Origin of the sequence: Bradyrhizobium sp. 1(2017) (assembly GCF_011602485.2) — a bacterium.
Taxonomy (GTDB): Bacteria; Pseudomonadota; Alphaproteobacteria; order Rhizobiales; family Xanthobacteraceae; genus Bradyrhizobium.
On the sequence record NZ_CP050022.2, the window covers coordinates 196782 to 221439 of the forward strand.

Here is a 24658-nt window from a genome sequence, read left to right on the forward strand (position 1 = left end):
CGAAGGACTTTGCGCATGAACGTGCTTTGCCGCCTCGCACTCGTTGTTTCGCTCGCAGCAATTTCCGGACACGCCACCGCCGATACGGCGGAACTCATCCCATCGCTCAAGCAGGGCGGCTACGTGCTGATCTTCCGGCACACCGCAACCGACGACAGCCAGAAGGATGTCTACCCCTTCAGGTTCGACGACATGAGCGCCCAGCGCCAGCTCAGCGAGAAAGGCAGGGACATGGCGCGCCAGATCGGGACGGCGCTCAAGGACTTCGCGATCCCGATCGGCGATATCTACACCAGCCGCCTGAACCGCGCGATCGAGACCGGCAAGCTGATCTCGGGACGCGAGGTCAAGCCGGTCGATGCGCTGACGGACAGCAGCAACGCCAGTGCGTCGGGAATGGCAAACCCGACGGGTGCCAATGCAAAGGCGGGCCAGGCCGTGCGGCAGCTCGTCGATGCGCCGCCTAAGGCCGGTACCAACACCTTCCTGGTGACCCACAAAACCAACATCGCCGATGCCTTCGGCAAGGAGGCCGGCGACGTGCAGGAAGGCGAGGCTTTCGTCTACAAGGCCGGCAGCTCGGGCCCCGCCACCTTTACAGGGCGCATCAAGTTCGCCGACTGGAGCGTGAGAGCCGGCAAATGACCGGCGGGCCATCCGGCACTGAGTGCTCGATTCTGATCGGCAAAACAAACTGACGAAACAACCTGAGGGCCGGTTCACGAGCGTATGGTCCGGCGTGACTTGCCGCTGCGCCACGATCCTGTGATATCGACGTCTGCGACTGGTGACTGAAAGGCTGGCGAACACGTGAGAACCTCGGAAGACCGCTCATTCCTCATCCTGCTCGCCGTGATCTCGCTTGCGTTCGGGTGGGTGCTTTGGCCGTTCTCCGGAGCGTTGTTGTGGGCCACGCTGCTGGCGATCATCTTTGCACCACTCTATCGGCGTGCGCTGGAGGCTTTCCCCGACAAGCACAATCTTGCAGCCTTGTTCACCGTGATCGTCGTGGTCGTCATGGTCCTGATCCCCGTGGCGATCGTCATCGCCTCGCTGATCGATCAGGGCGGGGAACTGTACCAACGCGTCCAGAGCGGAGAGATCAGTTTCGCGCATCCGCTGCAGCAGCTGAAATCAGCGTTGCCCGACTGGGCAACTTCCTTGTTGGATCGCCTGGCTGCCATCGATTTTTCGTATGTGAAGGAACGCCTGTCGAATCTGGTCGTCCCGGCCGGCCAGCAGCTGGCCGGGCATGCGCTCAACATCGGTCAGGTGACGCTGGAGTTCGTCGCAAGCTTGTTCGTGATGTTGTACCTGCTGTTCTTTCTTCTGCGCGACGGTGACGCGCTCAACGCACGGATCCGCGACGCTCTCCCGCTGAATCCGAGTCACACTGCCGAAATTCTCCATGCGTTCACCCTCGCGGTGCGCGGGACGATCAAGGGGATCGTTCTCGTTGCCCTGATTCAGGGAGCGCTTGGCGGACTGATCTTCTGGCTGCTTGGCCTGACCGCACCGCTGCTGGCGGGCGCCCTCATGGCGCTGCTCTCGCTCCTGCCCGTGCTTGGCTCGGCTCTGGTTTGGGTTCCGGTCGCGCTCTACCTGCTTGTAGCAGGTTCAGTCACGAAGGGACTCATCCTGCTCGCTTTCGGGACTTTCGTGATCGGTCTGGCGGACAATTTTCTCCGCCCGATCCTGGTCGGCCAATCGATTCAAATGCCGAGCTATGTCGTGCTGCTTGCCACCCTGGGCGGGCTCGCGACCTTTGGAGCGAACGGCTTCGTCATCGGCCCGCTCGTGGCCGCGATGTTTCTGACCGCGTGGCAGATTTTCATCGGCTCAAAAGCGCGACAGGGGGTCCCGAAATGACCTCCTATGCGGCATGGGCGATGAAGCGCGGCGCAGAGAGCTTGTCGGGCGGCGTTTGAGTGCCCCTGAAGATGGTATCTGCCTTGGCCGCGCGCTTGCAGTGCGGGCACACGAAGAGGTGCGCGATGATCGGGGTCGGCGCGTCCGCGAGCAACTCCGAGCGGAACCACTTCATCTCGATGTGGCAATCCGGGCAGGTCGGCGCTTCAAGCTGCTCCGCCGCGCTTCTGAGACGATCAACCATGGTGCCTATTCCCGCTTTTTCCCAGGAATAGCGGAATACCCATCGTTGGTCTGCAACAAAAGATACTTATGGCTCGAACCAGCCGACGCCACGGTCACGGCGCAATTACAGCCGCCTGAGCGCCACGCTCTCCACCGTGTGGTCGGCGCCCTTCTTCAGGATCAGCGTCGCGCGGGGGCGGGTGGGCAAAATGTTGTCCTCGAGATTGGCGAGGTTGGTCCGTTCCCAGATCGCGATCGCGGTGGCGGTGGCTTCGTCGTCGGACAGCAGCGCGTAGCGGTTGAAATAGGATTTTGGATTGGTGAAGGCGGTGTCGCGCAGCGCCAGGAAGCGCTTGATGTACCATTGCCGCAGCGCCGCTTCGTCGGCATCGATATAGACCGAGAAGTCGAAGAAGTCGGAAACCACGGGCACCGCCTTGCCGTCACGCGGCAGCTTGCCGGTTTGCAGCACGTTGACGCCTTCGACGATCAGGATGTCGGGCTGATCGACCTCGGCCCACTGGCCCGGCACGATGTCGTAGGTCAGATGCGAATAGACCGGGGCGCGCACATTGCGGCGGCCGGACTTGATGTCGGAGAGGAAGCTGAGCAGCAGCGGCAGGTCGTAGCTCTCCGGAAAACCCTTCTTCTGCATGATGCCCTGCCGCTCGAGCACCGCGTTGGGATAGAGAAATCCGTCGGTCGTGATCAGCTCGACCTTGGGCCGCGGCGACCAGCGCGCCAGCAGCGCCTGCAGCACGCGCGCCGTGGTGGATTTTCCGACGGCGACCGAGCCGGCGACGCCGATGATGTAGGGCACCTTGCGGTCGCGGATGTTGAGGAACTGGCGCTCGGCGTAATACAGGCGCTGCATGGCGTCGACATAGATCGACAGCAGGCGCGACAGCGGCAGGTAGATGTCCTCGACCTCCTGCAGGTCGAGGCGATCGTGCAGCGAGCGCAGCCGGTCGAACTCGCCCGGCTCCAGCGTCATCGGCGTGTCGTCGCGCAGCCGCGACCACTCTCCGCGCGAATAGACGCGGTACGGATTATACTGCTGCTCGGGTGCGCGGATATCCATGACGCGAACTCTCCACCTCGGCTAGCTGCCGCTCTTGCGCGACGCCTTTTCTTCCAACCCTGACATCGACGTCCGCTTGTCCAGCACGGCCTCGACCTCCTCCAGCTTTACGCCGCGAGACTTGAGCAGCACAAGGAAGTGATAGAGCAGGTCGGCGCTTTCAGCGATCAGATGCGCGCGATCGTTTTCGACTGCTGCGATTACGGTTTCGACTGCTTCTTCGCCGAACTTCTTGGCGCAATGCTCGGCGCCCTTGTCCAGAAGCTTGCGGGTATAGGAGGCCTCGCCGCCGGACGCAGCTCGGGCGTCGATGGTCTCGGCGAGATCGTGGATGGTGAAACGCGGCATCGGAAACACTCAGAAACACACCCGGCCCTGGAGGCCATTTCCTGCCGGTTTGTGTAGCATTTTTATGAACGGGAGTCGTCAGGCATCCAGGCGCATCGGCAGCCCGCGCCGGGCCATGTGCTCCTTGGCTTCGCGGATGGTGAATTCCCCGAAATGGAAGATCGAGGCGGCCAGCACCGCCGTGGCGTGCCCGTCGCGGATACCGTCGACGAGATGATCGAGATTGCCGACGCCGCCCGAGGCGATCACCGGAACGGCCACGCTGTCGGCGATCGCTCGGGTCAGCGGGATGTCGAAGCCCTGCCTGGTGCCGTCGCGGTCCATCGAGGTGAGCAGGATTTCGCCGGCGCCGAGCGAGACCACTTCCTGGGCATATTCGATCGCGTCGATGCCGGTCGAGTTGCGACCGCCATGGGTGAAGATCTCCCAGCGGTCGCCGCCGGGGCGCTTGACGCGCTTGGCGTCGATCGCCACCACCACGCACTGCTCGCCGAACTTCTCGGCAGCTTCCTTGACGAACTCGCGCCGCGACACTGCGGCGCTGTTGATCGAGACCTTGTCGGCGCCGGCGCGTAGCAGCGTCTTGATGTCGTTGACCTCGCGCACGCCGCCGCCGACGGTGACCGGCATGAAGCAGGCCTCCGCCGTGCGCCGGACCACGTCCAGCATGATGCCGCGGTTCTCATGGGTCGCGGTGATGTCGAGGAAGGTGAGCTCGTCGGCACCCGCGGCATCATAGGCGACCGCGGCCTCGACGGGATCGCCGGCATCGCGCAGATCGACGAAGTTAACGCCCTTGACGACCCTTCCGTCCTTGACGTCGAGGCAGGGGATCACGCGCACCTTGAACATGTGTCAGCTCCCAGGCGCGCGTGCGTTGCGGATCAGGGTGAGGGCGGCCGCGGGATCGAGCCGGCCGTCATAAAGCGCGCGGCCGGCAATGGCGCCGGCAAGCTTTTTCGCACGCGGCGTCAGCATGGCTTTCACATCTTCGATCGAGGCGAGGCCGCCGGAGGCGATCACGGGAATCGAGATGGCGTCGGCGAGCGTAATGGTCGCGTCCAGGTTCAGGCCCTTGAGCAGGCCGTCGCGGGCGATGTCGGTGAAGATGATGGCGGCGACGCCGGCATCCTCGAAGCGCTGCGCGATCTCCAGCACCGTGACCTGCGAGGTCTCGGCCCAGCCTTCCACCGCAACCTTGCCGTCGCGCGCATCGAGCCCAACCGCGACACGGCCGGGGAATTTCCTGGCGGCGCTCTTCACCAGCTCGGGATCGCGCACCGCGGCTGTGCCGATGATGACGCGGGTGATACCCTTGTCGAGCCAGGCTTCGACCGTGGCGAGATCGCGAATGCCGCCGCCGAGCTGCACCGGAATCCTGATCGTCTTCAGCATCGCCTCGACCGCCTGCGCATTCACCGGCTTGCCGGCAAAGGCGCCGTCGAGGTCGACGACGTGGAGATACTCAAAGCCCTGCTCGACGAAGCTCTGCGCTTGCGCGGCGGGATTGAGATTGAAAACCGTCGCGCGCGCCATGTCGCCTTGCTCGAGGCGCACGCACTGGCCGTTCTTGAGGTCGATGGCGGGGAAGAGGATCACGGTTTCCATCGCAAAAAGTTCGAGATCAGGGCCAGCCCGAAGCGCTGGCTCTTCTCGGGGTGGAATTGCGTGCCGATCGCGGTGTCCTTGCCGACGATCGCGGTGACAGGTCCGCCGTAATCGGCGCGCGCCAGCACGTCCGCCTCGTTGGCGGCGTTGAGGTGGTAGGAGTGCACGAAATAAGCGTGCTGGCCCTTGGGGCCGAGCGGCAGCTTGTTCAGCACCGGATGCTCCTGCAACAGGTCGAGCGTGTTCCAGCCCATGTGCGGGATCTTCAGACTCTCGTCGCGCGGCGTGATCTTCTCGACGTCGCCGCCGATCCAGTTCAGGCCATCCGTCGTGACGTGCTCCTTGCCGCGGCTCGCCATCAGCTGCATGCCGACGCAGATGCCGAAGAACGGCCGCGCCTTCACGCGCACCGCTTCGGTGATCGCCTCGACCATGCCGTTGACGGCGTCAAGCCCGCGCCGGCAATCGGCGAAGGCGCCGACGCCCGGCAGCACCAGACGGTCGGCGCCATAGGCCTGGTCCGGATCGCTGGTGACGAAGATCTTTTGCGGCGTCTCCAGGCTGCGCGCGGCGCGCTCGAATGCTTTCGCGGCGGAATGCAGATTGCCGGAACCGTAATCGATGATGGCGACGCTCATCTTGACCCTCCCGGTTCTGGAAACAATCCGATGATCCCGCCGGCCGGAATCGGCGGCGGGTTCGAGAATTGCTGACCCGGCGCGCTGCGGGTCGGCGGCGGCCCGCCGCGATCGACGGCCCATTGATCGTTGACGATGCCGCGCTGCTTCTGGCTCCAGCGCTCGAAGAAGCGGTGCTCGGCCGCGTCCTCCTTGTCGGCAATCACGACGTCGAGCTGCCGCCACCTGCCGCGCGACAAGGTCCAGCGGCGCAGGCTGGAAGCCTCGAGGCCCATCAGCAGCGCGATGACGACGTTGGCGAAAAAGATCGAGCTGCGTCCAACCCCCAGGCTGGACAGCCCCGCATTGAAGGCGGCCACGAAGATCGCCCAGCCGATCAGCGCCAGCCACAGCCGGTTCCACAGCAGCCAGAACGGGCCGAAGATCATGGCCCAGAAATGGAAGCCGTCGCGCACGAAGACGAACCCATCGGTCGCGCGCAGATCGGCTCCGGCAGGAGAGGGAGCATGAACCGTGTAGACAGGCATGGTGATGCCCCGTTCTCTAAATTCAGTGATACCGCAAGCGGCGCGTGCCGCCGGGGAGAGATGTCAGCCGCCGAGCGAGCCCTTGGTGGACGGGATCTCGCCCGCAGCCTTCGGATCGATCGCGACGGCGGTGCGCAGCGCCCGCGCCAGACCCTTGAAGCAGGACTCGGCGATATGGTGGCTGTTATCGCCATATAGGGTCTCGACGTGGAGAGTCACGCCGGCATTGATGGCGAAGGCCTGGAACCACTCGCGTACCAGCTCGGTGTCGAACTCGCCGATCTTGTCGCGGGGAAACTCGGCCTTGAACACCAGGAACGGGCGGCCTGAGATGTCGATGACCACGCGCGACAGCGTCTCGTCCATGGGCATGTGCACGCCGGCATAGCGGGTGATGCCCGCCATGTTGCCGAGCGCCTGCTTGACCGCCTGGCCGAGCGCGATGCCGGTGTCTTCGGTGGTGTGGTGATGATCAATGTGCAGGTCGCCCACCGCCTTGACCGTGAGGTCGATGCGGGAATGGCGGGCGAGGAGATCGAGCATATGGTCGAAAAAGCCGATGCCGGTCGCGATATTGGCCACGCCGGTGCCATCGAGGTTCACGGTGACCTCGATGTCGGTTTCCTTGGTCTTGCGCTTGATCGTCGCGGTGCGCATCAAAACTGGCTTTCATCCTCATCCGGGGCCGAAAACGCCGGTCTTTTAACAGCCAAATGACGCCTTCGCTACTGCGGGAACGACAGGCGGGGCCTCTACTTCTGCCTATGGTGAGCGAAATTAGGCCCGGAGCGGCCCGTTGTACCCTTCGCCTTAACCGCCTAAATCAGGCCGGACAACGAGGGTCATTCATGCAGGATTCCCAGAACAGCTCGCCGGGTTGGCACGGCACCACGATTTTGACGGTCCGCAAGGGCGGCAAGGTGGTCGTCGGCGGCGACGGCCAGGTCTCGATCGGCCAGACCGTGATCAAGGCCAACGCCAAGAAGGTGCGCAAGCTCGGCAAGGGCGACGTGATCGGCGGCTTTGCCGGCGCCACCGCCGACGCCTTCACGCTGTTCGAGCGCCTGGAATCCAAGCTGGAGCAATATCCGGGGCAGCTGACCCGGGCCGCGGTCGAGCTCGCCAAGGACTGGCGCACCGACCGTTATCTGCGGCGGCTGGAGGCGATGATGATCGTGGCCGACAAGGACGTCTCCCTGGTGCTGACGGGCACCGGCGACGTGCTCGAGCCCGAGGCCGGCGTGATGGCGATCGGCTCCGGCGGCAATTACGCGCTGGCGGCGGCCCGGGCCCTGCTCGACACCGACAAGGATGCCGAGACCATCGTCCGCCGCTCCCTCGACATCGCCGCCGACATCTGCGTCTACACCAACCGGAATTTGACGATCGAGAGCCTGGCGACGGGATAGGCCATGGCGCCCGCCTATACCTTCCGCCCGATGATGACGGCTGACATGCCGATGATCCGGCGCTGGCTGGACGCGCCGCATGTTGCTGAATGGTGGCATGATCCGGAGACGCTCGAATTCGTCGGCGGCGACCTCGACCATCCTGACCTGGCGCAGTTCATCGTCAGCCTCGACGGCCGGTCTTTCGCCTATCTGCAGTGCTATCAGATCGGCGATTGGCATGTCAGCTTCGGCCCGCAGCCCGTGGGCACCCGCGGCCTCGATCAGTTCATCGGCGAGGCCGACATGCTCGGATGCGGCCACGGCTCGGCTTTCATCCGTGCCTTCATCGCCCGGCTCTTTGCCCGCGGCGTGCCCCGCATCGTGATCGATCCGAGTCCCGCCAATCCGCGCGCCATTCGTGCCTATGAGAAAGCTGGATTCGTGCCGCAACACGAGATCGTTACGCCCGATGGTCCCGCACTCCTGATGATCCGAGCCCCATGACGCTTGCCGCGACTCCCGCCGTCAAGACCGCATTTCCGCCGCTCGCCTGGGCCGGCATCGCGCTGTTGCTGCTGGCACTGCAGGCCGCGATCCTGCTTGCGATGGGACGCGTGCCGATCTGCACCTGCGGCACGATCAAGCTGTGGCACGGGGTCGTGAACAGCTCGGAGAATTCCCAGCACATCGCGGACTGGTACACCTTCTCGCACGTCCTGCACGGCTTCCTGTTCTACGGCCTGACCTGGCTGCTGTTCGCGCGATGGCCCCTGCTGTCTTTGTCGTGGCCGGCGCGGCTGATCATCGCCATGCTGATCGAAGGCGCCTGGGAGATCGTCGAGAATTCGCCGTTCATCATCGAACGCTACCGCGCCGGCACGATCTCGCTGGACTATTACGGTGACAGCATCGTCAATTCGGTCTCCGACAACCTCGCCATGATCCTGGGGTTCCTAGCCGCACGGATGCTGCCCGTCACCGCGACCGTCCTCCTCGGGCTCGCCTTCGAGATCATGCTGGCGCTCCACATTCGCGACAATCTGACACTCAATATCCTGATGTTGATCCATCCGATCGAGGCCGTGAAGCAATGGCAATCGGGCCCGCCCATCATCTGACGCAAAATGCAGCTTGTCCTTGGCCGCCTCCCGCCCTAGCTAAACAGACATGACAGACTTCTCCCCCCGCGAAATCGTTTCCGAACTCGACCGTTTCATCGTCGGCCAGGCCGATGCCAAGCGCGCCGTCTCGATCGCGCTGCGCAACCGCTGGCGTCGTCAGCAGCTCACCGGCTCCTTGCGCGAGGAGGTGCTGCCGAAGAACATCCTGATGATCGGCCCGACCGGTGTCGGCAAGACCGAGATCGCGCGGCGGCTGGCCAAGCTGGCGAATGCGCCGTTTCTGAAGGTGGAGGCGACCAAGTTCACCGAGGTCGGCTATGTCGGGCGCGACGTCGAGCAGATCGTGCGCGATCTCGTCGAGGTCGCGATCGCCCAGGTGCGCGAGCGCAAGCGCAAGGACGTGCAGGCGCGGGCGCAGCTCGCCGCCGAAGAGCGCGTGCTCGATGCGCTGGTCGGCGCCAATGCCTCGTCGGCGACGCGGGAATCTTTCCGCAAGAAGCTGCGCGCCGGCGAGCTCAACGACAAGGAAATCGAGATCGAGACGCAGTCCTCCGGCGGCGGCATGCCGATGTTCGAAATCCCGGGCATGCCGGGCGCGCAGATGGGCGCGATCTCGATCGGCGACATCTTCGGCAAGTTGGGGGGCCGCAGCAAGACGCGGCGGCTGACGGTGGAGGGCTCGCACGAGATCCTCGTCAACGAGGAGTCCGACAAGCTGCTCGACACCGAGCAGCTCACGATGGAGGCGATCAGCGCGGTCGAGAACAACGGCATCGTGTTCCTGGACGAGATCGACAAGATCTGTGCCCGCGACGGCCGCGTCGGCGGTGACGTCTCCCGCGAGGGCGTGCAGCGCGATCTGTTGCCGCTGATCGAGGGCACCTCGGTCTCGACCAAGCACGGCGCGGTGAAGACCGATCACATCCTGTTCATCGCGTCCGGCGCCTTTCACGTCGCCAAGCCGTCCGACCTCCTGCCGGAATTGCAGGGCCGCCTGCCGATCCGCGTCGAGCTGCAGGCGCTGACCCGCGACGACATGCGCCGCATCCTGACCGAGCCCGAGGCTTCGCTGATCAAGCAATATGTCGCGCTGATGCAGACCGAGGGCGTGACGCTCGACATCACCGACAGCGCCATCGATGCGCTGGCCGACGTCGCGGTGGCTGTCAACTCCACCGTCGAGAACATCGGCGCCCGGCGGCTGCAGACCGTGATGGAGCGGGTGCTGGACGAGATCTCCTTCACCGCCCCCGACCGCAACGGCGAGACCGTCAAGGTCGACGCGGATTTCGTGCAGAAGCACGTCGGCGATTTGGCCAAGAACGCGGATCTGAGCCGGTTCATTTTGTAATTCGCTAGGCTCGCGCTATCTATTCCGCCGTCGTCCCGGCCTAGTGCGCAATTGCGCACGGGGGGCCGGGACCCATACTCCGTGACGGTCATCGTAAAAAGATAGCGGCTCCAACGTTGCCTCAAAACAGACACTCGTGGTTATGGGTCCCGGCTTTCGCCGGGACGACGGCGGAGTTTGACGCGCGGCGGGTGCTACGTGCGCGCTAGCATCCTGCAAAACCCCTGGCGGCTGCTGCTCGCGATCAACGCCGTGATCATCGTCGGCGTCTTCGTCCACAAGATCCAGCTGCCGCCCTACGTCCCCTATATCCACCTCCTCGTCGACTACCATTTCGGCTTCATCAAGCGGGCGCTGATCGGAGCGATCGTCGCGCTGTTCACCGACAAGGTGCCGGTCTGGCTGGTGTTCGCGCTCGGCGGGGCGACGTGGCTCGTGACGCTCGGGCTCTATGCAAAGCTGTTCCAGAGGACGTTCGGCTTCACCGCGACGACACTGCCGCTGTTCGTCTTGACCGCGGGCTCGCCGTTCTTCCTGAAGAACTTCATGCACACGCTCGGCCATTTCGACATCTATGGCTGTGCGCTGGCGATCGTGCTGCTGCTGCTGCCGGCGGGCTCGCTGCTGTTCGTGGCGACGGCCGCGTCGTTCTCGGTCGTTCTCGTGCTGATCCATCACATCCATCTCCTGATGTATGTGCCGACGATCATCACCATCGTCGTGATCAGGTACTACCTAGCTTTCGGCTGCAATCGCACCAACGTTGCGTTCGGTGTCGCCGCTCTCGCCATCGTCGCCGCATTGTTCTTCGCGGCACAGTTCCTCGGGACGATGCCGGTCCCGGAGGCGGATTTCGTTGCGTATCTGAAGACCCGGATGACCGATCCTGCGCGCACCGACCTGCTGCAATTCAGCTACATCTGGTACCAGCCGCTGGCGAAGGAGGTTGCCGACACCTGGGGCCGGCTGCCGCACAACATCCTCGGCGTGCCGGTCTTCGCACTGCTGATCTGGCTGCATACGCCATTGTGGCGCCATCTCGCGAGCCTGATCGGCGGGCTCGCGAGCGAAGCGCATCGCCGCCTCGTGATCGCGGCGCTGATCGGCATCAGCCTCGCCTATCTCGTGATGTTCGCGATGGTGTTCGACTATTCGCGCTGGATCTCGAACTGGGCGGTCTGCATGTTCCTGATCCTGCATGCGGTGAAGATGCTGCCGGCCGCGCGGAAAACGCCGGCAATTCGGTCCGAGGATCGGACGACGAATATCTTCGGCCTGATCATCACGCTGATCCCGCGCGTCGGAATCATCCGGCCCTTCTAGAATCTCGCCCGGCGGATCCGCACATACAGCGCACCCTCGCCGCCATGGCCGATAGCGGCTTCCTCGAAGCCGACGACGAAGGCGCGGAATTCCGGCAGGCTCAGCCATTCCGGCACCTGGCGGCGCAGCACGCCGCTTTCGCCGCCGCTGCGTCCCTTGCCGGTGATGACAAGCACGAAGGTCAGACCGTCATGATGGGCGCGGTGCAGGAATCCGGTCAGCGCGCGATGGGCGCGCATCTGGGTCATGCCGTGCAGGTCGAGCCGCGCCTCGATCTCGCTGCGCCCGCGCGACAGCTTTGCGCGCTCGCGCTTGCCGAGCGGCGCCAGAGGCGGCACGGACGGCTTTGCAACGCGCGGAATCGGCGCGGCAGCAATCGGGCGCGGTGGTGGTCCGGATCTCACCGCCGGTACAACGGGCGAAGGCTCGCTGCGCGGCGCAGGCGCCGCCTTGGTCACACCCTTGGCCACGCGATGTTTCCTGAGCGGCTTGAGCTGTTTTGCAACCGAATCCCACAGTGCACGCTCCTCCTCGCTCAGCGCACGGCGGCGCGGCGAGGGGCGAGGCTCCAGCACGGGCGGACGGGACGATCGCTTCATTGCTGGTCGGATCGACGATTCACGCGCTTGCGCTGTTCGCGGTCGGGCTTGATGTTCGGACGCGGCTCCGGCAGCGGCACCGGGCTCGCCACCGCAATGGCGGCATCCTTGGCTTGTGGCACGGCAGGCGAAGCCGCGCCAGCCTTGCTCGTCTCATCCGGCTTCACTGCGGCCGCCGCGTTCTTCGGATCCTTGCTGGAATCCTTGGCGGGATCGGTTTGCGGAAACAGCTTTGCGATCTTCTCCGACGGCCGCGGGTCGGGCACCGGCAGCCTGGCGGCGCGTGGGCTGGGATCGATGCTCTTCGGCACCAGCATCACGAAGTGCATGGGGTGACGCAACCGCCCCGAGACACGGCCGGCCTCCTGGCCCGCGCCGAAAAAGAGATCGGCGCGCGCAGGGCCGATGATAGCCGAGCCGGTGTCCTGCGCGATCATCAGCCGGCGGAACGGCGTCTTGGCCCGTTCGGACTCGATCGGCAGCTCACCCTCGATGAAGAACGGCGTACCGTAGACGTGCAGCGACTTGTCGACCGCGATCGAGCGGCCGGCCGTCAGCGGAATGCCCTGCGCGCCCACCGCCTCGTCCTTGTCGGACAGATTGACCTCGCGGAAGAAGATGTAGGCGCGGTTCGCGCGGCGCAGCTCCTTGGCGCCGTCAGGGTTCTGCGCCATCCACTCCCTGATCTTCTGCATCGACATCTCCTCCCTCGGGATGATGCCGCGCTCGATCAGGATGCGACCGACGGCGGTGTAGGGATAGCCGTTATAGGCGTCATAGTTGAGCCGAACCGAGCTGCCGTCCTCGAACTTGATCCGCGCCGAGCCCTGGATCTGCGCGAACAGGAGATCGGTCGGATCCTTCAGCCAGGCGATCTCCAGCCCGCGGCCGGCGATCTTGCCGTCCTCGATCTCGCCGCGATCGTAATAGGGCACCAGCTTGCGGCGGCCGATCTTGCGATAGACCGGGCCCTTGTTGGGCAGGCTGACCGAGTCTTGCTTGTAACCGCGTACGAACAGGTTGGACGGGCGGCGATAGACGGGAACGTCGTAGACGTCGGTCTGGGTACGCGATCCCTCCAGCACCGGCTCGTAATAACCGGTGACGAAGCCGTCGGGCTCGCCGAGGCGCGAGATGCGAAGCGGCGCGAAATTGTCCTCGAAGAAGGTCTTGGCCTTGGCGTCGTCGGCAAGCTCGAGCGATCTGGCGGTCCGGCAAGGCTCGTTCAACGAGCCGGCCAGGGCCTTCGGCTCCGATGCGCCGGTCTGCGCGTTGATCGTCCGGCAACTGGCACGGAACGTCTTGTAGGCGGCGAGGTGATTGTCGTCGCTCCAGCCCTTCACGTCCGCCCAGGCCAGCGGCAGATATTGCGCGCCGGAAATCTCGAACGGCAGGGGGAGCTGCGGATAGGGCAGGGCCCGCGGCGGGGCGGCGGGCAGATGCGGGAGATGGTGGTGGTGGCTGCGATAGTGGCGCCGCGCCGCCTCGGCACCGAGCGAAAACGACGACAGCGCAACGACACCTGCGCAAAGCGCCGTCGCGCTGGTCTTCAGGAAAGTCTTAATTCGCGCTTCCGGTGCCAACCAGCTTCCAGTTCGGATCGCGAGAGGAAGTGTCGCGGGCGAAGGTCCAGACGTCCGTGATGTCGGCGACCGTGTCGGCACTGCCATCGACGATATTGCCGGCCTTGTCGCGGGTGGCCGAGATCATCTGCGAGACGAAGCGGATCGTGAGCTGGGCGGTGCGGTCGCGCATCTCCGCGCCGACGAGCTCCGCCTTGTCGATCGAGACGAAACGCGTCTCGGTCTTCTGCTCGTTCTTCTCGCGCTCCTTGATCGCAGCGTCGAAGCTCTCATAGACCTCTGTCGACAACAGGTCGCGCAGCGCGCGGCGGTCGCCATTGGCAAAGGCCAGCACGATCATCTCGTAAGCACCGCGGGCACCCGAGATGAAATGGCGCGGGTCGAAGGTGGAATCCTTCTCGACGATGGCGTCCAGACCCTGTGCGAGCGGGGTGCCAGGCTCGGTCAGCCCCTTCCAGCGGTCGGCAGGCGGGGTCGGCTCGGCCGTCGGCGCCAGCGGGGCCTGGTCGATCACCTTGCCCGGCATGGTCACGACGTTCTTGTCCTGGGCACCCTGGAGCGCGTTGCGGTCGAACGGCGGCCGTTCGTTTCCGGTGCGCTGCCCCAGCACGCTGCGCAGCCGCAGAAAGATAAAGACCGCCAGCGCCAGGAAGATGATAGTGTAGATGTCCACGTCGTATTCGCTTTCTGGTCTTTGCTTTGGGTCTTCGCTTCGAGGTCGTCGCCGGGAAAATCGATCCGGCCAGTAGACCGTTCCATACGGGAACGGCAAGTCTACATCACCATGTTAGGTCCGCGCGTCCGTGGGATGTAGGCACGAAATCCCGCCCGGCCAATGGCGCCTTTTGGCACAGCGCCGAGTGTAGCGCGTTTTATGCTTGAGGGGAAACCCGATCCTGCCCGGAAATCGCGCAGCTTCAATCGTTTAAGGCGCGATTTCGGCAAAAGGCAGGGTTAAACGTCACAGTTGCAGGCGCGGTCCGGATCTGCTTTCCGGAGCCGTTCGTCCTTGTGGAATGAGGCGGCCCTATGTTAGCCAACCGCCGCGAAATTCAGCCCAAATCGGGTAAGGAGAGACTTTCATGACCAACGGTAACGGCACCCCTCCCGAGGCGGCCCAGGCTCCCCAGCTCAACGTGCTGGCGCAATATACCAAGGACCTCTCGTTCGAAAATCCGAACGCGCCGAGCTCGCTCCAGCAGCAGAACCAGCCGCCCCAGATCAACATCCAGATCAATGTCAGCGCCAACAACCTCAGCGAACAGGAGTTCGAGGTGACGTTGTCGGTCGAGGGCAAGGCCGAGGCCGCGGGAAAGCTGATGTTCTCGTTCGAGCTCGCCTATGCCGGCGTGTTCCGGATCGCCAATGTGCCGCAGGAGAACCTGCATCCGCTGGTCATGATCGAGTGCCCGCGTCTGCTGTTCCCGTTCGCCCGCGAAATCATCGCGACCGCCGTGCGTGACGGCGGGTTCCCGCCGCTGATGCTGGACCCGGTCGACTTCGTCGGTCTGTATCGTCAGAACATGGAGCGGCAAATGGCCGCTCAGGGCCAAGCCGGTCAGGCCTGACCGGCCGCAAGGGCGGCTGGAGCGGGCAGGTACTCGTTCCAGATCGCCTTGTCGCCGAGCGTTGCGATGAAGGCCCGGTGGGCCTCGCGCTCGGCATCGGAAACCCGCGGCGCGAGCGGTATCATGCGCTGCCGCCGCGGTGCTTCGCCGGCCGCATTGACCCGGATCTCTTCGGCTTCCGAGGCCAGCAGCAGCTGCGACTGCCGCGCCCCGACCAGATCGACATAAACCTCGGCCAGAAGCTCGGCGTCGAGCAACGCGCCGTGCTTGGTGCGGTGAGAATTGTCGATCGAATAGCGCGAGCAGAGATCGTCGAGCCGGTTCGAGACGCCCGGGTGCTTGCGCCGGGCCAGCAGCAGCGTATCGACCAGCCTCTCGCGCGGGATCGCCGCGCGCTTGATCCGGTCGAGCTCGGCATTGATGAAGCTGATGTCGAACGAGGCGTTGTGGATCACCAGCGGCGCGTCGCCGATGAACTCCAGAAACGCATCGACCACCTCGTGGAACAGCGACTTGGTCGACAGGAATTCGGCTGACAGCCCGTGCACCGCAAAGGCTTCCGCCGGCATGTCCCTCTCGGGATTGATGTAGACGTGGTACGTCTGTCCCGTCGGCATGCGGTTGAAGATCTCGACGCAGCCGATCTCGACCAGACGATCACCGCGGAGCGGATCAAGGCCGGTGGTTTCGGTATCGAGAACGATTTCACGCATGATTGAGTGCCGTGTGATGCGGCGAATCAGGCTCGCCGTTGCGGCATCTTAACGACCTCGGCCAGGATGTGCGCGATTTGCGCCCGCACCGGCTCGAGACCGTGTGAGGTATCCACCACGAAATCGGCGCGCTTGCGCTTTTCAGCGTCGGGCATCTGCTTGGCGATGATGGCGTCGAGCTTTGCCTCGTCCATCGTCCCCCGCGCCAGCACTCGTTCACGCTGGAGTTCCGGCGAGGTCGAGACCACGACCACCGCATCGACCCGCTTCTCGCCGCCGGTCTCGAACAGCAGCGGAATGTCCAGCACCACGACCGGCGCCTTGGCCGCTTCCGCATCGGCGAAGAATTTTTGCCGGGACGCACCCAGCATCGGATGGACGATCTGCTCGAGCTGCTTGATCGCGGCGGGATCATGCACCACGCGTGCAGACAGTTTTGCCCGGTCGACCTTGCCATTCGCGGTCGTGCCGGGAAACGCAGCCTCGATCGCCGGCGCCGCTTCACCCTCATACAATTGATGGACGGAGGCATCGGCGTCGTAGACGGGAACACCGGCCTCCACGAACAATTTCGCGGTGGTGGATTTGCCCATCCCGATCGAGCCCGTCAGTCCGAGAATCCGCATCAGCGCCCAGCCATGTCTGTCGTTCACACCGCAACTAGCCGCTCGCGGCGCAGGAACGCAAGCAGCGGCAGCAGCGGCAGGCCGAGAATGGTGAAATGGTCGCCTTCGATGCGCTCGAACAGATGAATGCCGAGGCCTTCGAGCTGATAGGCGCCGACGCTGGTCGTGACCGCGTCGCCGGCCGCATCGAGATAGGCTGACAGCTCCGTCTCTGTCATCTGCCGCATGGTCATGCGGGCGATCGAAACATGCTCGAAGACGATCTTGCCGTCACGCGCCATGGCGACCGCGGAATTCAGCTCGTGGCTGCTGCCCGCAAGATCACGCAATTGTGCCATCGCCTGCGCACGGCCTGCCGGCTTGTTGAAGAGGCGCTCGCCCAGGGCCAGCGTCTGATCGGCACCGATCACGTAGCTGCCGGGATAACGTGCCGAGACGGCTCTGGCCTTTTCGCGCGCCAGCAGCAGGCCGATCTCGCGCGGGTTCGAAAGCTTCGAGGCGGCCTGGATGCCGCGCTCGTCGATATCAGCCGTGACTGCCTTGAATTCGAGGCCGGCATTCGCCAGCAGCATCTTCCGCGCGCTGCTCTGCGAGGCCAGGATCAACGGAGATTTGCCGAGCCACAGACCCATCGCCGACACTTACCCGGAAGGCCGGTTGCGCTGGCGATCGGTGTACAGCTTCATGATCGCCGCCGCGGTTTCCTCGATCGAACGCCGCGTGACGTCCAGCAACGGCCAATCGTGCTTGGCGCTCAGCTTGCGTGCGAACGCGACTTCCTCGGTGACCGACTGCTTGTCGGTGTAGCTGTCGCTGCCGGATTCGGCGCCCATGGACAACAGGCGATTCTGACGGATCTGGATCAGGCGCTCCGGCGTCGCATGCAGGCTGACGACCAGCGGCCGCGTCAGCGTCTCCAGTTGCGAGGGCACCGGAATGCCTGGGACCAGCGGCACGTTGGCGGTGCGGATGCCGCGATTGGCGAGATAGATCGACGTCGGCGTCTTCGAGGTCCGGGACACGCCGACCAGCACCACGTCGGCATCGTCGAGACCTTCGACATGCTGGCCGTCGTCGTGGATCATCGTGTAGTTCAGCGCGTCGATGCGCTTGAAATATTCCGCGTTGAGGACGTGCTGGGCGCCGACCCGGCCGGTGGTCGCCGCGCCAAGATAGGCTTCGAACAACTGCATGACCGGGCCGATGATCGACAGGCTCGGAACGTTGATCTCCTTGCACTTGTTCTCGAGCCGAAAGACCAGATCCTTCTCCAGCAGCGTGAACAGCACGATTCCCGGCGCCTCCTCGATCTCGTCGAGCACGCGATCGAGCTGCTTCTGGCTGCGGACCAGCGGATAGACATGCTCGACCGGGGTCACGTTGGCGTATTGGGCCGCGACCGCCCGCGCCACGGTGATCAGCGTCTCACCGGTGGAGTCGGACACGAGGTGCAGATGGAAATAATTGTTCGAGGTCGGCACAAAAACCCTTTGGATTTCGTTGGGGCGGTTTGTGGATTTCTGTGGAGCTTAACCCCTCGGAAAGGGATGTGCGACACCAGGGGCGGGACAACGGCCGATTTTCTTCACATCACTGCCGTCGAGAACAAGTCCGGCGCCCAGCCGAAACGAAACTGGGATTGTGCGGACAACCCCCTTGATAAGCTGCCGACAGAAACGCGCAAGCCTTTGAAGCTGGCCGACTTATCGGAAGTCGCCCGAGCTGCCCTAAATATGTTGAGGGATGTGAACAAGCGCGCGCAAACCCGCGGATGGAATTGCGTGAGTCCAATCCACGGTCACAAAGACTCAAACCTTAAGAATCTAAGATTCTAGATTTGAGGAAGGCGCTACGGACGGATATGTGTGCAGGGTAAGAGCTTAACGAGTTCTTACTATCCCCAGCATCCCAGGCTGGACAGAAATCCGGGCGCAGAAAATGTTCGAAGACGTCTATCTCTGGATCAAGGCGCTGCATGTGATCGCGGTCATCGCCTGGATGGCCGGCATGCTCTATCTGCCCCGGCTGTTCGTCTATCATTCCGAGGCGGAGATCGGCTCGAAGCAGTCCGAAACCTTCAAGGTGATGGAACGCCGGCTGCTCAAGGCGATCATCAACCCCGCTATGATGGTCACCTGGCTCGCCGGGCTTTATCTGGCCTGGTCCGGCCACTGGTTCACGTTCGGCTGGCTGCACGTAAAACTGGCACTGGTCTTGGCCATGTCTGCGGTCCACGGCTTTTTTTCCCGTTGGCTGAAGGATTTCGCTGCCGACCGGCGCCCGCGAAGCCAGAAATTCTATCGAATTATCAACGAGGTACCGACCGTTCTGATGATTTTCATCGTCATCATGGTGATCGTGAAGCCGTTCTAGGCAGCGCTTGCGACCATCCGCTCAGCGCTTCGGCTTGCGGAGTGGAAAGCGATTTTCTATATTATCCCTATCCCACCCAACGCAGGCGGATGTGGTTGTGTCTGAGCTTTCCAGAGGCCGGACACCGCATCAGGTTTGAAGCCTCACCGGCACTCTCCTTGCCAGACCTGCGGACCTTACCTTCTCACGTCCGCATTTCAGAGCCTCCTCGCGCCCCCTTCCAAGGTTACCCCACAGGACCACCCCAATGCGGGAAATTAAACTTCAGGACCTTAAGTCGAAAACCCCGGCCGAGCTGGTCTCGTTCGCGGAAGAGAACGGGGTCGAGAATGCCAGCACCATGCGCAAGCAGGAGCTGCTGTTCGCCATCCTCAAGCAGCTGGCGCTCGCCGAGACCGATATCGTCGGCGAAGGCGTCGTCGAGGTGCTCTCCGACGGTTTCGGCTTCCTCCGCTCGCCCGATGCGAATTATCTCCCGGGCCCGGACGACATCTACGTTTCGCCCTCGCAGATCCGCCGTTTTGGCCTGCGCACCGGCGACACCATCGAAGGCCATATCCGCAGCCCGAAAGAGGGCGAGCGCTATTTCGCGCTGCTGAAGGTCAACACGCTCAATTTCGAGGACCCGGAAAAGGCCAAGCACAAGGTCAATTTCGACAACCTCACGCCGTTGTTTCCGAATCAGCGCTTCCGCATGGAAATCGACGATCCGACGCGGAAAGACCTTTCTGCACGCGTGATCGACATCGTCGCGCCGATTGGCAAGGGCCAGCGCGCGCTGATCGTCGCGCCGCCGCGCACCGGTAAAACCGTGCTGATGCAGAACATCGCGCATTCGATCACGCACAATCACCCCGAATGCTATCTGATCGTGCTGCTGATCGACGAGCGTCCGGAAGAAGTCACGGACATGCAGCGCTCGGTGAAGGGCGAAGTCGTGTCCTCGACCTTCGACGAGCCGGCCGTGCGCCACGTCCAGGTCGCCGAGATGGTGATCGAAAAGGCAAAGCGCCTGGTCGAGCATGGCCGCGACGTCGTCATCCTGCTCGATTCGATCACGCGACTTGGCCGCGCCTACAACACGGTGGTGCCGTCATCCGGCAAGGTGCTGACCGGCGGTGTCGATGCCAACGCGCTGCAGCGTCCGAAGCGCTTCTTCGGTGCCGCCCGCAACATCGAGGAGGGCGGCTCGCTGACCATCATCGCGACCGCGCTGGTCGATACCGGCAGCCGCATGGACGAAGTCATCTTCGAAGAGTTCAAGGGCACCGGTAACTCGGAACTGATCCTGGACCGCAAGGTTTCGGACAAGCGCACCTTCCCGGCGATCGACATCTCGCGCTCCGGCACCCGCAAGGAGGAGCTCATCACCGATCCCCAGGTGCTCAAGAAGATGTACGTGCTCCGCCGCATCCTCAATCCGATGGGGACGATGGACGCGATCGACTTCCTGCTCGACAAGCTGCGCTCGACCAAGAGCAATTCGGAGTTCTTCGACTCGATGAACACCTGAGTGCGGTACAGCATGCGATTGGAGGGCGCCTTTGGGCGCCCTTTTCTTTTGTGCGGCATTGCTGCGACGGGCGTGCAGGATGAATGGTGCCTGTCGCTGTATTTCGGACCCTAGGTTAAGCTATTGATATTGAATAATAAAGATTGACTCTTTGGCATAGGGTGCGGCTTGCAACGCACAAGGTTTGCAGCAAAATGGTGTAAGCTTACCGCAATGCAGCAATAGTTTTTGCTGCGGAATTTGGTGCAGCAAATGGTTCGCGCGATGCTCGAAATGCGGGGTTTGCCTTTTCCCCGGCAGCCAGACAAATAGGTCATGCACCCGCGAGATCAGACCATCTTTGCGCTGTCGTCCGGTCGCCTGCCGAGTGCGATTGCCGTGGTGCGCGTCTCCGGGTCCGGGGCCGGCCTGGCGCTGACGACGTTGGTCGGCACCCTTCCAAGGCCGCGACAGGCCAGCCGGCGGTTGCTCCGCGACGCCGCGGGTCAGCCGATCGACGATGCAGTGGTGCTCTGGTTTCCGGGGCCGGGCAGTGCGACCGGCGAGGATGTCGCCGAGTTCCACGTCCATGGCGGACGCGCGGTGCTCGCGGCGCTCATCGCCGCAATTTCCGTTATTCCGAATATACGGGCGGCCGAGCCCGGCGAGTTCACGCGGCGTGCGTTCGAGAACGGCAAGCTCGACCTCACCGAGGCCGAGGGCCTCGACGATCTCATTCATGCCGATACCGATCGCCAGCGCCGCCAGGCGCTGCGCCAACTGCAGGGCCTGCTCGGCAACCGCGCCCGCGACTGGCGCGAGCGCATCATCGAGGCGTCCGCACTGATCGAGGCCGGCATCGATTTTTCCGATGAGGGCGATGTGCCGGCGGAGCTGATGGCGCCGGCGGTGAAAGCCATCAGAGCTCTGCACGACGAAATTGTAAAAGTCCTTGCGGCACAGGGACAAGCTGAACGCTTGCGCGACGGGCTCGTGGTTGCGATCGCCGGCGAGCCGAATGTCGGCAAGTCGACGCTGATGAATCAACTCGCGCGCCGCGAGGTTGCGATTGTCTCGCCGCATGCCGGAACCACGCGCGACGTGATCGAGGTGCAGCTCGATCTCGACGGCTATCCCGTCACGGTGATCGACACCGCCGGCATCCGCGAGACCGATGATCCAGTCGAGCAGGAAGGCGTGCGCCGGGCACGTGCGCGAGCCGAAGACGCAGATCTCGTGCTGTGGCTGGTCGAGGGGACGCGGGTCGTCGATGCCGAGGCGATGCGGTCGCTGCGGAAATCCCGCAATGACGGCGACCGCTCTGGCGGCCCGGTCTGGATCGTCCGCAACAAGATCGATCTCGGCGGCATCGGGGAGGCCGGGTCGCGCGGCGAGTTCGGGATATCGGCGAGCCGAGGCGACGGCGTTCCCGGCCTGGTGGATGCCCTCGTGAGATTCGCCTCCGACTTTTTTGGAACCGGCGAGGGTGCATTGGTAACCCGGGCGCGCCAACGCGACCTGCTGCGCCAGGCCTCAGACAGTTTGCGCCGGAGCTTGGAGCTTGTAGAAGAGGGCGAAGAGCTCGCCGCTGAAGAGCTCCGCGCGGCCGTTTATGCCTTGGGCCGATTGCTTGGCCGGGTCGACGTCGAGGACGTCCTGGGAGCCATTTTCCAGAAGTTCTGCATCGGAAAGTAGGGCTAGTTCTTCATTGTAGAACTAGCCTTTGTTCCATTCTTTGTGTTTCACGTGAAACGCGGGGAATGCCATTCCCGCGTACACGCGAGATGGGATTCCAGCCTGTCTCACGTGAAACGTGGGATCGACCCCAGCCAAGATCTATGAGGTCCATGTGAGGTCGCCGCGAGGAGCGGTGGCGGGTATTGAGCGCGGCCCGCGCCTGAATTCGTCATTGCGAGGAGCTCTTGCGGCGAAGCAGTCCAGGCTGTCTCCACGGTCGCATTCTGGATTGCTTCACTTTCACTCGCAATGGCGGATGTGGCCACAGGTCGGCCTGCAATCCCCAAGCCCAACCGACTTGCCCGGCTTACTTCCCATGCCGCGCTGGCCCGTCGCTCACCGACGAGACCCATTTCGTCCCACGTGAAAACATCAGGCAGTTCACGGCGACGTCTACTGTGCATGGGGTTGTTTTCGCGACAATCACTTTGACTCCTCTCAGCCACCCCGTTTCACGTGAAACAACTGTCTCACCCAGTTTCCACTTCCGGCCTTCACGCCTCTGAGCTAGAAGTCCGCCCATGCGAACAGAGCGAGAGAGCTTCGACGTCATCGTGATTGGCGGCGGTCACGCCGGCTGTGAGGCTGCGGCCGCCGCTGCCCGGATGGGTGCCGCGACCGCGCTGGTGACGCACCGCTTCTCCACGGTCGGCGCGATGTCCTGCAATCCCGCCATCGGTGGCCTCGGCAAGGGCCATCTGGTCCGCGAAGTCGATGCGCTTGATGGCCTGATGGGCCGGGTTGGCGATGCCGGCGGCATCCAGTTTCGCGTCCTCAATCGTCGCAAGGGCCCCGCCGTCCGTGGTCCCCGGGCCCAGGCCGACCGGAAGCTCTATGCGGCAGCGATGCAGAGCGCGATCCGGGAGACCGAAGGTCTCTCCGTCGTCGAAGGCGAGGCCGACGAGCTGATCGTGGTTGAGGGTCGGGTGATCGGACTGCGCCTGGCCGATGGCCGGCAGCTTCGGGCCGGGGCCATTGTCGTCACCACCGGCACCTTCCTGCGCGGTCTGATCCATCTCGGTGAGCAGAACTGGCCTGCCGGCCGGGTCGGCGAGGCGCCTGCGATGGGCCTTTCCAGCTCCTTTGAGCGTGCCGGTTTTACCCTGGGACGTCTGAAGACCGGCACGCCGCCGCGTCTCGACGGCAGCACGATCGACTGGTCCGCAGTCGAGATGCAGCCCGGAGATGAGCCGCCGGAGCCGTTCTCGGTGATGACCGAGCGGATCACGACCCCGCAGATCCAGTGCGGCATCGCCCGAACCACCGCGGCGACCCACGAGGTGATCCGGGCCAATGTCCATCGCTCCCCGATGTACTCCGGCCAGATCAAGAGCTCCGGACCACGCTATTGCCCCTCGATCGAGGACAAGATCGTTCGCTTCGGCGACCGCGACGGGCATCAGATCTTCCTGGAGCCCGAAGGGCTCGACGATACGACGGTCTATCCCAACGGCATCTCGACCTCGCTGCCGGAGGAGGTTCAGCTCGCGATCCTCGCCAGCATTCCGGGTCTCGGGCGGGTCAAGATGGTCCGTCCGGGCTATGCCATCGAGTACGATCACATCGATCCCCGCGAGCTCGATCCGACGCTCCAGACCAAGCGTCTGCGTGGCCTGTTCCTGGCCGGGCAGATCAATGGCACGACGGGCTATGAGGAAGCGGCCGGCCAGGGCATCGTGGCCGGCCTGAACGCCGCGCTCTCCGCCAGCGGCGCCGCGCTGACGGTGTTCGACCGTGCGGATGGCTATCTCGGTGTGATGATCGACGATCTCGTCACCCGCGGGATCAGCGAGCCCTACCGGATGTTCACCTCCCGGGCCGAGTATCGGTTGACGCTGCGGGCCGACAATGCGGACCAACGCCTGACCGAGAAGGGGATTGCCCTCGGGTGTGTCGGCAGTGCCCGGACGCAGCACCATCGCGCCAAGATGGAGGCCCTGAACGCAGCCCGGGCACTCTCGAAGTCACTGACGATCACGCCGAACGAGGCGATCAAGCACGGACTGTCCCTGAACCGCGATGGTCAGCGCCGGTCCGCTTTCGAGCTGATGGCCTATCCGGACATTGGCTGGGGCCAGGTTCGCACGATCTGGCCGGAGCTGTCCGCGATCAATCCCGTCATCGCCACCCATCTCGAGATCGATGCCAAGTACGATGTCTATCTGGAGCGCCAGAGCGCCGATGTCGAAGCTTTCAGGCGGGATGAGGGGATGGTGCTGTCGGAGGTCGACTACCGGCTGGTCCCGGGTCTCTCCAACGAGGTGCGGGCCAAGTTGGAGAAGGCACGGCCATTCACGGTCGGCCAAGCCGGCCGGATCGACGGTATGACGCCGGCGGCGCTCGGTATTCTCGCCGCCTATCTGCGGCGCGAGGCACGAAAGACCTCGAAGGCCATCGCATAGGCGTTTCACGTGAAACAGCGCGGGCCGGGCGGCGGCAGATCTTCATCAGGGAAAAACGCGGGGGGTGAGGGCGCCGCCCGGCG

27 protein-coding genes are annotated in these 24658 nt (G+C 63.8%); 12 read left to right on the plus strand and 15 right to left on the minus strand.

The annotated features are described in order from the left end of the window. Window positions 1-15: 15 nt before the first annotated feature. Window positions 16-645, plus strand: coding sequence for a histidine phosphatase family protein (locus HAP40_RS00905; RefSeq protein ID WP_166811637.1), 630 nt, complete (start codon window positions 16-18; stop codon window positions 643-645). 165 nt (window positions 646-810) lie between these two features. Beyond that, window positions 811-1869, plus strand: coding sequence for an AI-2E family transporter (locus HAP40_RS00910; protein WP_166811635.1), 1059 nt, complete (start codon window positions 811-813; stop codon window positions 1867-1869). A 4-nt stretch (window positions 1870-1873) separates the two neighbouring features. Here the strand turns inward: HAP40_RS00910 and HAP40_RS00915 are convergent, their stop codons facing one another. The 8 genes from HAP40_RS00915 to hisB form a co-directional block, all read right to left on the minus strand. Then, complete coding sequence (locus HAP40_RS00915; RefSeq protein WP_166811633.1) at window positions 1874-2113, minus strand: hypothetical protein; 240 nt, start codon at window positions 2111-2113, stop codon at window positions 1874-1876. Window positions 2114-2218: 105 nt separating this feature from the next. Next, window positions 2219-3175, minus strand: a complete 957-nt coding sequence (coaA, locus tag HAP40_RS00920; protein WP_166811631.1) for a type I pantothenate kinase — start codon at window positions 3173-3175, stop codon at window positions 2219-2221. Between the two features lie 21 nt (window positions 3176-3196). Beyond that, window positions 3197-3523, minus strand: coding sequence for a phosphoribosyl-ATP diphosphatase (locus HAP40_RS00925; protein WP_166811629.1), 327 nt, complete (start codon window positions 3521-3523; stop codon window positions 3197-3199). Window positions 3524-3601: 78 nt separating this feature from the next. Next, entirely contained in the window at window positions 3602-4375 is a 774-nt protein-coding gene (gene hisF / locus HAP40_RS00930; RefSeq protein WP_166811627.1) for an imidazole glycerol phosphate synthase subunit HisF, read from the minus strand. Between the two features lie 3 nt (window positions 4376-4378). After that, a complete protein-coding gene (gene hisA, locus HAP40_RS00935) occupies window positions 4379-5122 on the minus strand; it encodes a 1-(5-phosphoribosyl)-5-[(5-phosphoribosylamino)methylideneamino]imidazole-4-carboxamide isomerase (RefSeq protein WP_166819200.1) in 744 nt (247 codons plus the stop codon). After that, window positions 5119-5769 (minus strand): imidazole glycerol phosphate synthase subunit HisH, encoded by a 651-nt coding sequence (hisH, locus tag HAP40_RS00940; protein WP_166811625.1) that lies wholly within the window; start codon window positions 5767-5769, stop codon window positions 5119-5121. The genes hisA and hisH overlap by 4 nt, the downstream gene beginning before the upstream one ends. After that, a complete protein-coding gene (locus HAP40_RS00945; RefSeq protein ID WP_166811622.1) occupies window positions 5766-6296 on the minus strand; it encodes a DUF2628 domain-containing protein in 531 nt (176 codons plus the stop codon). Before HAP40_RS00945 ends, hisH begins: the two co-directional genes overlap by 4 nt. Before the next feature lie 63 nt (window positions 6297-6359). Beyond that, complete coding sequence (gene hisB / locus HAP40_RS00950; RefSeq protein ID WP_166811620.1) at window positions 6360-6953, minus strand: imidazoleglycerol-phosphate dehydratase HisB; 594 nt, start codon at window positions 6951-6953, stop codon at window positions 6360-6362. Between the two features lie 191 nt (window positions 6954-7144). On the opposite strand from hisB, the gene hslV reads away from it, so the two are divergent. The 5 genes from hslV to HAP40_RS00975 all read left to right on the plus strand — a co-directional run bounded on the left by hslV (window position 7145) and on the right by HAP40_RS00975 (window position 11482). Continuing rightward, window positions 7145-7705, plus strand: coding sequence for an ATP-dependent protease subunit HslV (gene hslV, locus HAP40_RS00955; RefSeq protein ID WP_166811618.1), 561 nt, complete (start codon window positions 7145-7147; stop codon window positions 7703-7705). A gap of 3 nt (window positions 7706-7708) precedes the next feature. Then, complete coding sequence (locus HAP40_RS00960) at window positions 7709-8191, plus strand: GNAT family N-acetyltransferase (protein ID WP_166811616.1); 483 nt, start codon at window positions 7709-7711, stop codon at window positions 8189-8191. Next, window positions 8188-8805 (plus strand): DUF2585 domain-containing protein, encoded by a 618-nt coding sequence (locus HAP40_RS00965; protein ID WP_166811614.1) that lies wholly within the window; start codon window positions 8188-8190, stop codon window positions 8803-8805. The genes HAP40_RS00960 and HAP40_RS00965 overlap by 4 nt, the downstream gene beginning before the upstream one ends. A 49-nt stretch (window positions 8806-8854) precedes the next feature. Further along, window positions 8855-10159, plus strand: a complete 1305-nt coding sequence (gene hslU / locus HAP40_RS00970; RefSeq protein WP_166811612.1) for an ATP-dependent protease ATPase subunit HslU — start codon at window positions 8855-8857, stop codon at window positions 10157-10159. A gap of 198 nt (window positions 10160-10357) precedes the next feature. Continuing rightward, a complete protein-coding gene (locus HAP40_RS00975; protein WP_166811610.1) occupies window positions 10358-11482 on the plus strand; it encodes a hypothetical protein in 1125 nt (374 codons plus the stop codon). Here the strand turns inward: HAP40_RS00975 and HAP40_RS00980 are convergent. Genes HAP40_RS00980 through HAP40_RS00990 form a run of 3 tightly spaced genes read right to left on the minus strand, consistent with a single transcriptional unit; the run spans window position 11479 to window position 14337 of the window. Further along, window positions 11479-12081 carry a Smr/MutS family protein gene (locus tag HAP40_RS00980; RefSeq protein ID WP_166811609.1) on the minus strand — a complete coding sequence of 201 codons (603 nt, stop codon included), beginning with the start codon at window positions 12079-12081 and terminating at the stop codon, window positions 11479-11481. The genes HAP40_RS00975 and HAP40_RS00980 overlap by 4 nt on opposite strands. Further along, window positions 12078-13664: a murein transglycosylase A gene (locus tag HAP40_RS00985; protein WP_166811607.1), complete on the minus strand. Its 1587-nt coding sequence runs from the start codon at window positions 13662-13664 to the stop codon at window positions 12078-12080. The genes HAP40_RS00980 and HAP40_RS00985 overlap by 4 nt, the downstream gene beginning before the upstream one ends. Continuing rightward, window positions 13642-14337, minus strand: coding sequence for a Tim44/TimA family putative adaptor protein (locus tag HAP40_RS00990; protein WP_166811605.1), 696 nt, complete (start codon window positions 14335-14337; stop codon window positions 13642-13644). Before HAP40_RS00990 ends, HAP40_RS00985 begins: the two co-directional genes overlap by 23 nt. A gap of 409 nt (window positions 14338-14746) precedes the next feature. Between HAP40_RS00990 and secB the strand changes: the two genes are divergently transcribed. Next, window positions 14747-15232, plus strand: a complete 486-nt coding sequence (gene secB, locus HAP40_RS00995) for a protein-export chaperone SecB (RefSeq protein ID WP_166811603.1) — start codon at window positions 14747-14749, stop codon at window positions 15230-15232. On the opposite strand, the gene dnaQ is transcribed toward secB, so the two are convergent. From dnaQ to HAP40_RS01015, 4 genes are read right to left on the minus strand one after another with little or no spacing between them, the layout of a single operon-like run. Further along, window positions 15223-15945 (minus strand): DNA polymerase III subunit epsilon, encoded by a 723-nt coding sequence (gene dnaQ / locus HAP40_RS01000; protein WP_166811601.1) that lies wholly within the window; start codon window positions 15943-15945, stop codon window positions 15223-15225. The two genes, secB and dnaQ, sit on opposite strands and share 10 nt — an antisense overlap. 26 nt (window positions 15946-15971) lie before the next feature. Then, on the minus strand, window positions 15972-16571 hold the full coding sequence (gene coaE, locus HAP40_RS01005) for a dephospho-CoA kinase (protein ID WP_166819199.1): 600 nt from the start codon (window positions 16569-16571) through the stop codon (window positions 15972-15974). Between the two features lie 23 nt (window positions 16572-16594). Next, window positions 16595-17203, minus strand: a complete 609-nt coding sequence (locus HAP40_RS01010; protein ID WP_166811599.1) for a Maf family nucleotide pyrophosphatase — start codon at window positions 17201-17203, stop codon at window positions 16595-16597. A gap of 9 nt (window positions 17204-17212) precedes the next feature. Next, window positions 17213-18052, minus strand: a complete 840-nt coding sequence (locus HAP40_RS01015; protein ID WP_166811597.1) for a pyruvate, water dikinase regulatory protein — start codon at window positions 18050-18052, stop codon at window positions 17213-17215. A gap of 457 nt (window positions 18053-18509) precedes the next feature. Between HAP40_RS01015 and hemJ the strand changes: the two genes are divergently transcribed. The 4 genes from hemJ (at window position 18510) to mnmG (ending at window position 24575) form a co-directional block, all read left to right on the plus strand. Further along, complete coding sequence (hemJ, locus tag HAP40_RS01020) at window positions 18510-18944, plus strand: protoporphyrinogen oxidase HemJ (RefSeq protein WP_166811595.1); 435 nt, start codon at window positions 18510-18512, stop codon at window positions 18942-18944. Window positions 18945-19191: 247 nt separating this feature from the next. Further along, window positions 19192-20457 carry a transcription termination factor Rho gene (gene rho / locus HAP40_RS01025; RefSeq protein ID WP_166811593.1) on the plus strand — a complete coding sequence of 422 codons (1266 nt, stop codon included), beginning with the start codon at window positions 19192-19194 and terminating at the stop codon, window positions 20455-20457. 315 nt (window positions 20458-20772) lie between these two features. Beyond that, window positions 20773-22131 carry a tRNA uridine-5-carboxymethylaminomethyl(34) synthesis GTPase MnmE gene (gene mnmE, locus HAP40_RS01030; protein WP_166811591.1) on the plus strand — a complete coding sequence of 453 codons (1359 nt, stop codon included), beginning with the start codon at window positions 20773-20775 and terminating at the stop codon, window positions 22129-22131. 563 nt (window positions 22132-22694) lie between these two features. Then, entirely contained in the window at window positions 22695-24575 is a 1881-nt protein-coding gene (mnmG, locus tag HAP40_RS01035) for a tRNA uridine-5-carboxymethylaminomethyl(34) synthesis enzyme MnmG (protein ID WP_166811589.1), read from the plus strand. The last annotated feature ends 83 nt before the right edge of the window (window positions 24576-24658 follow it).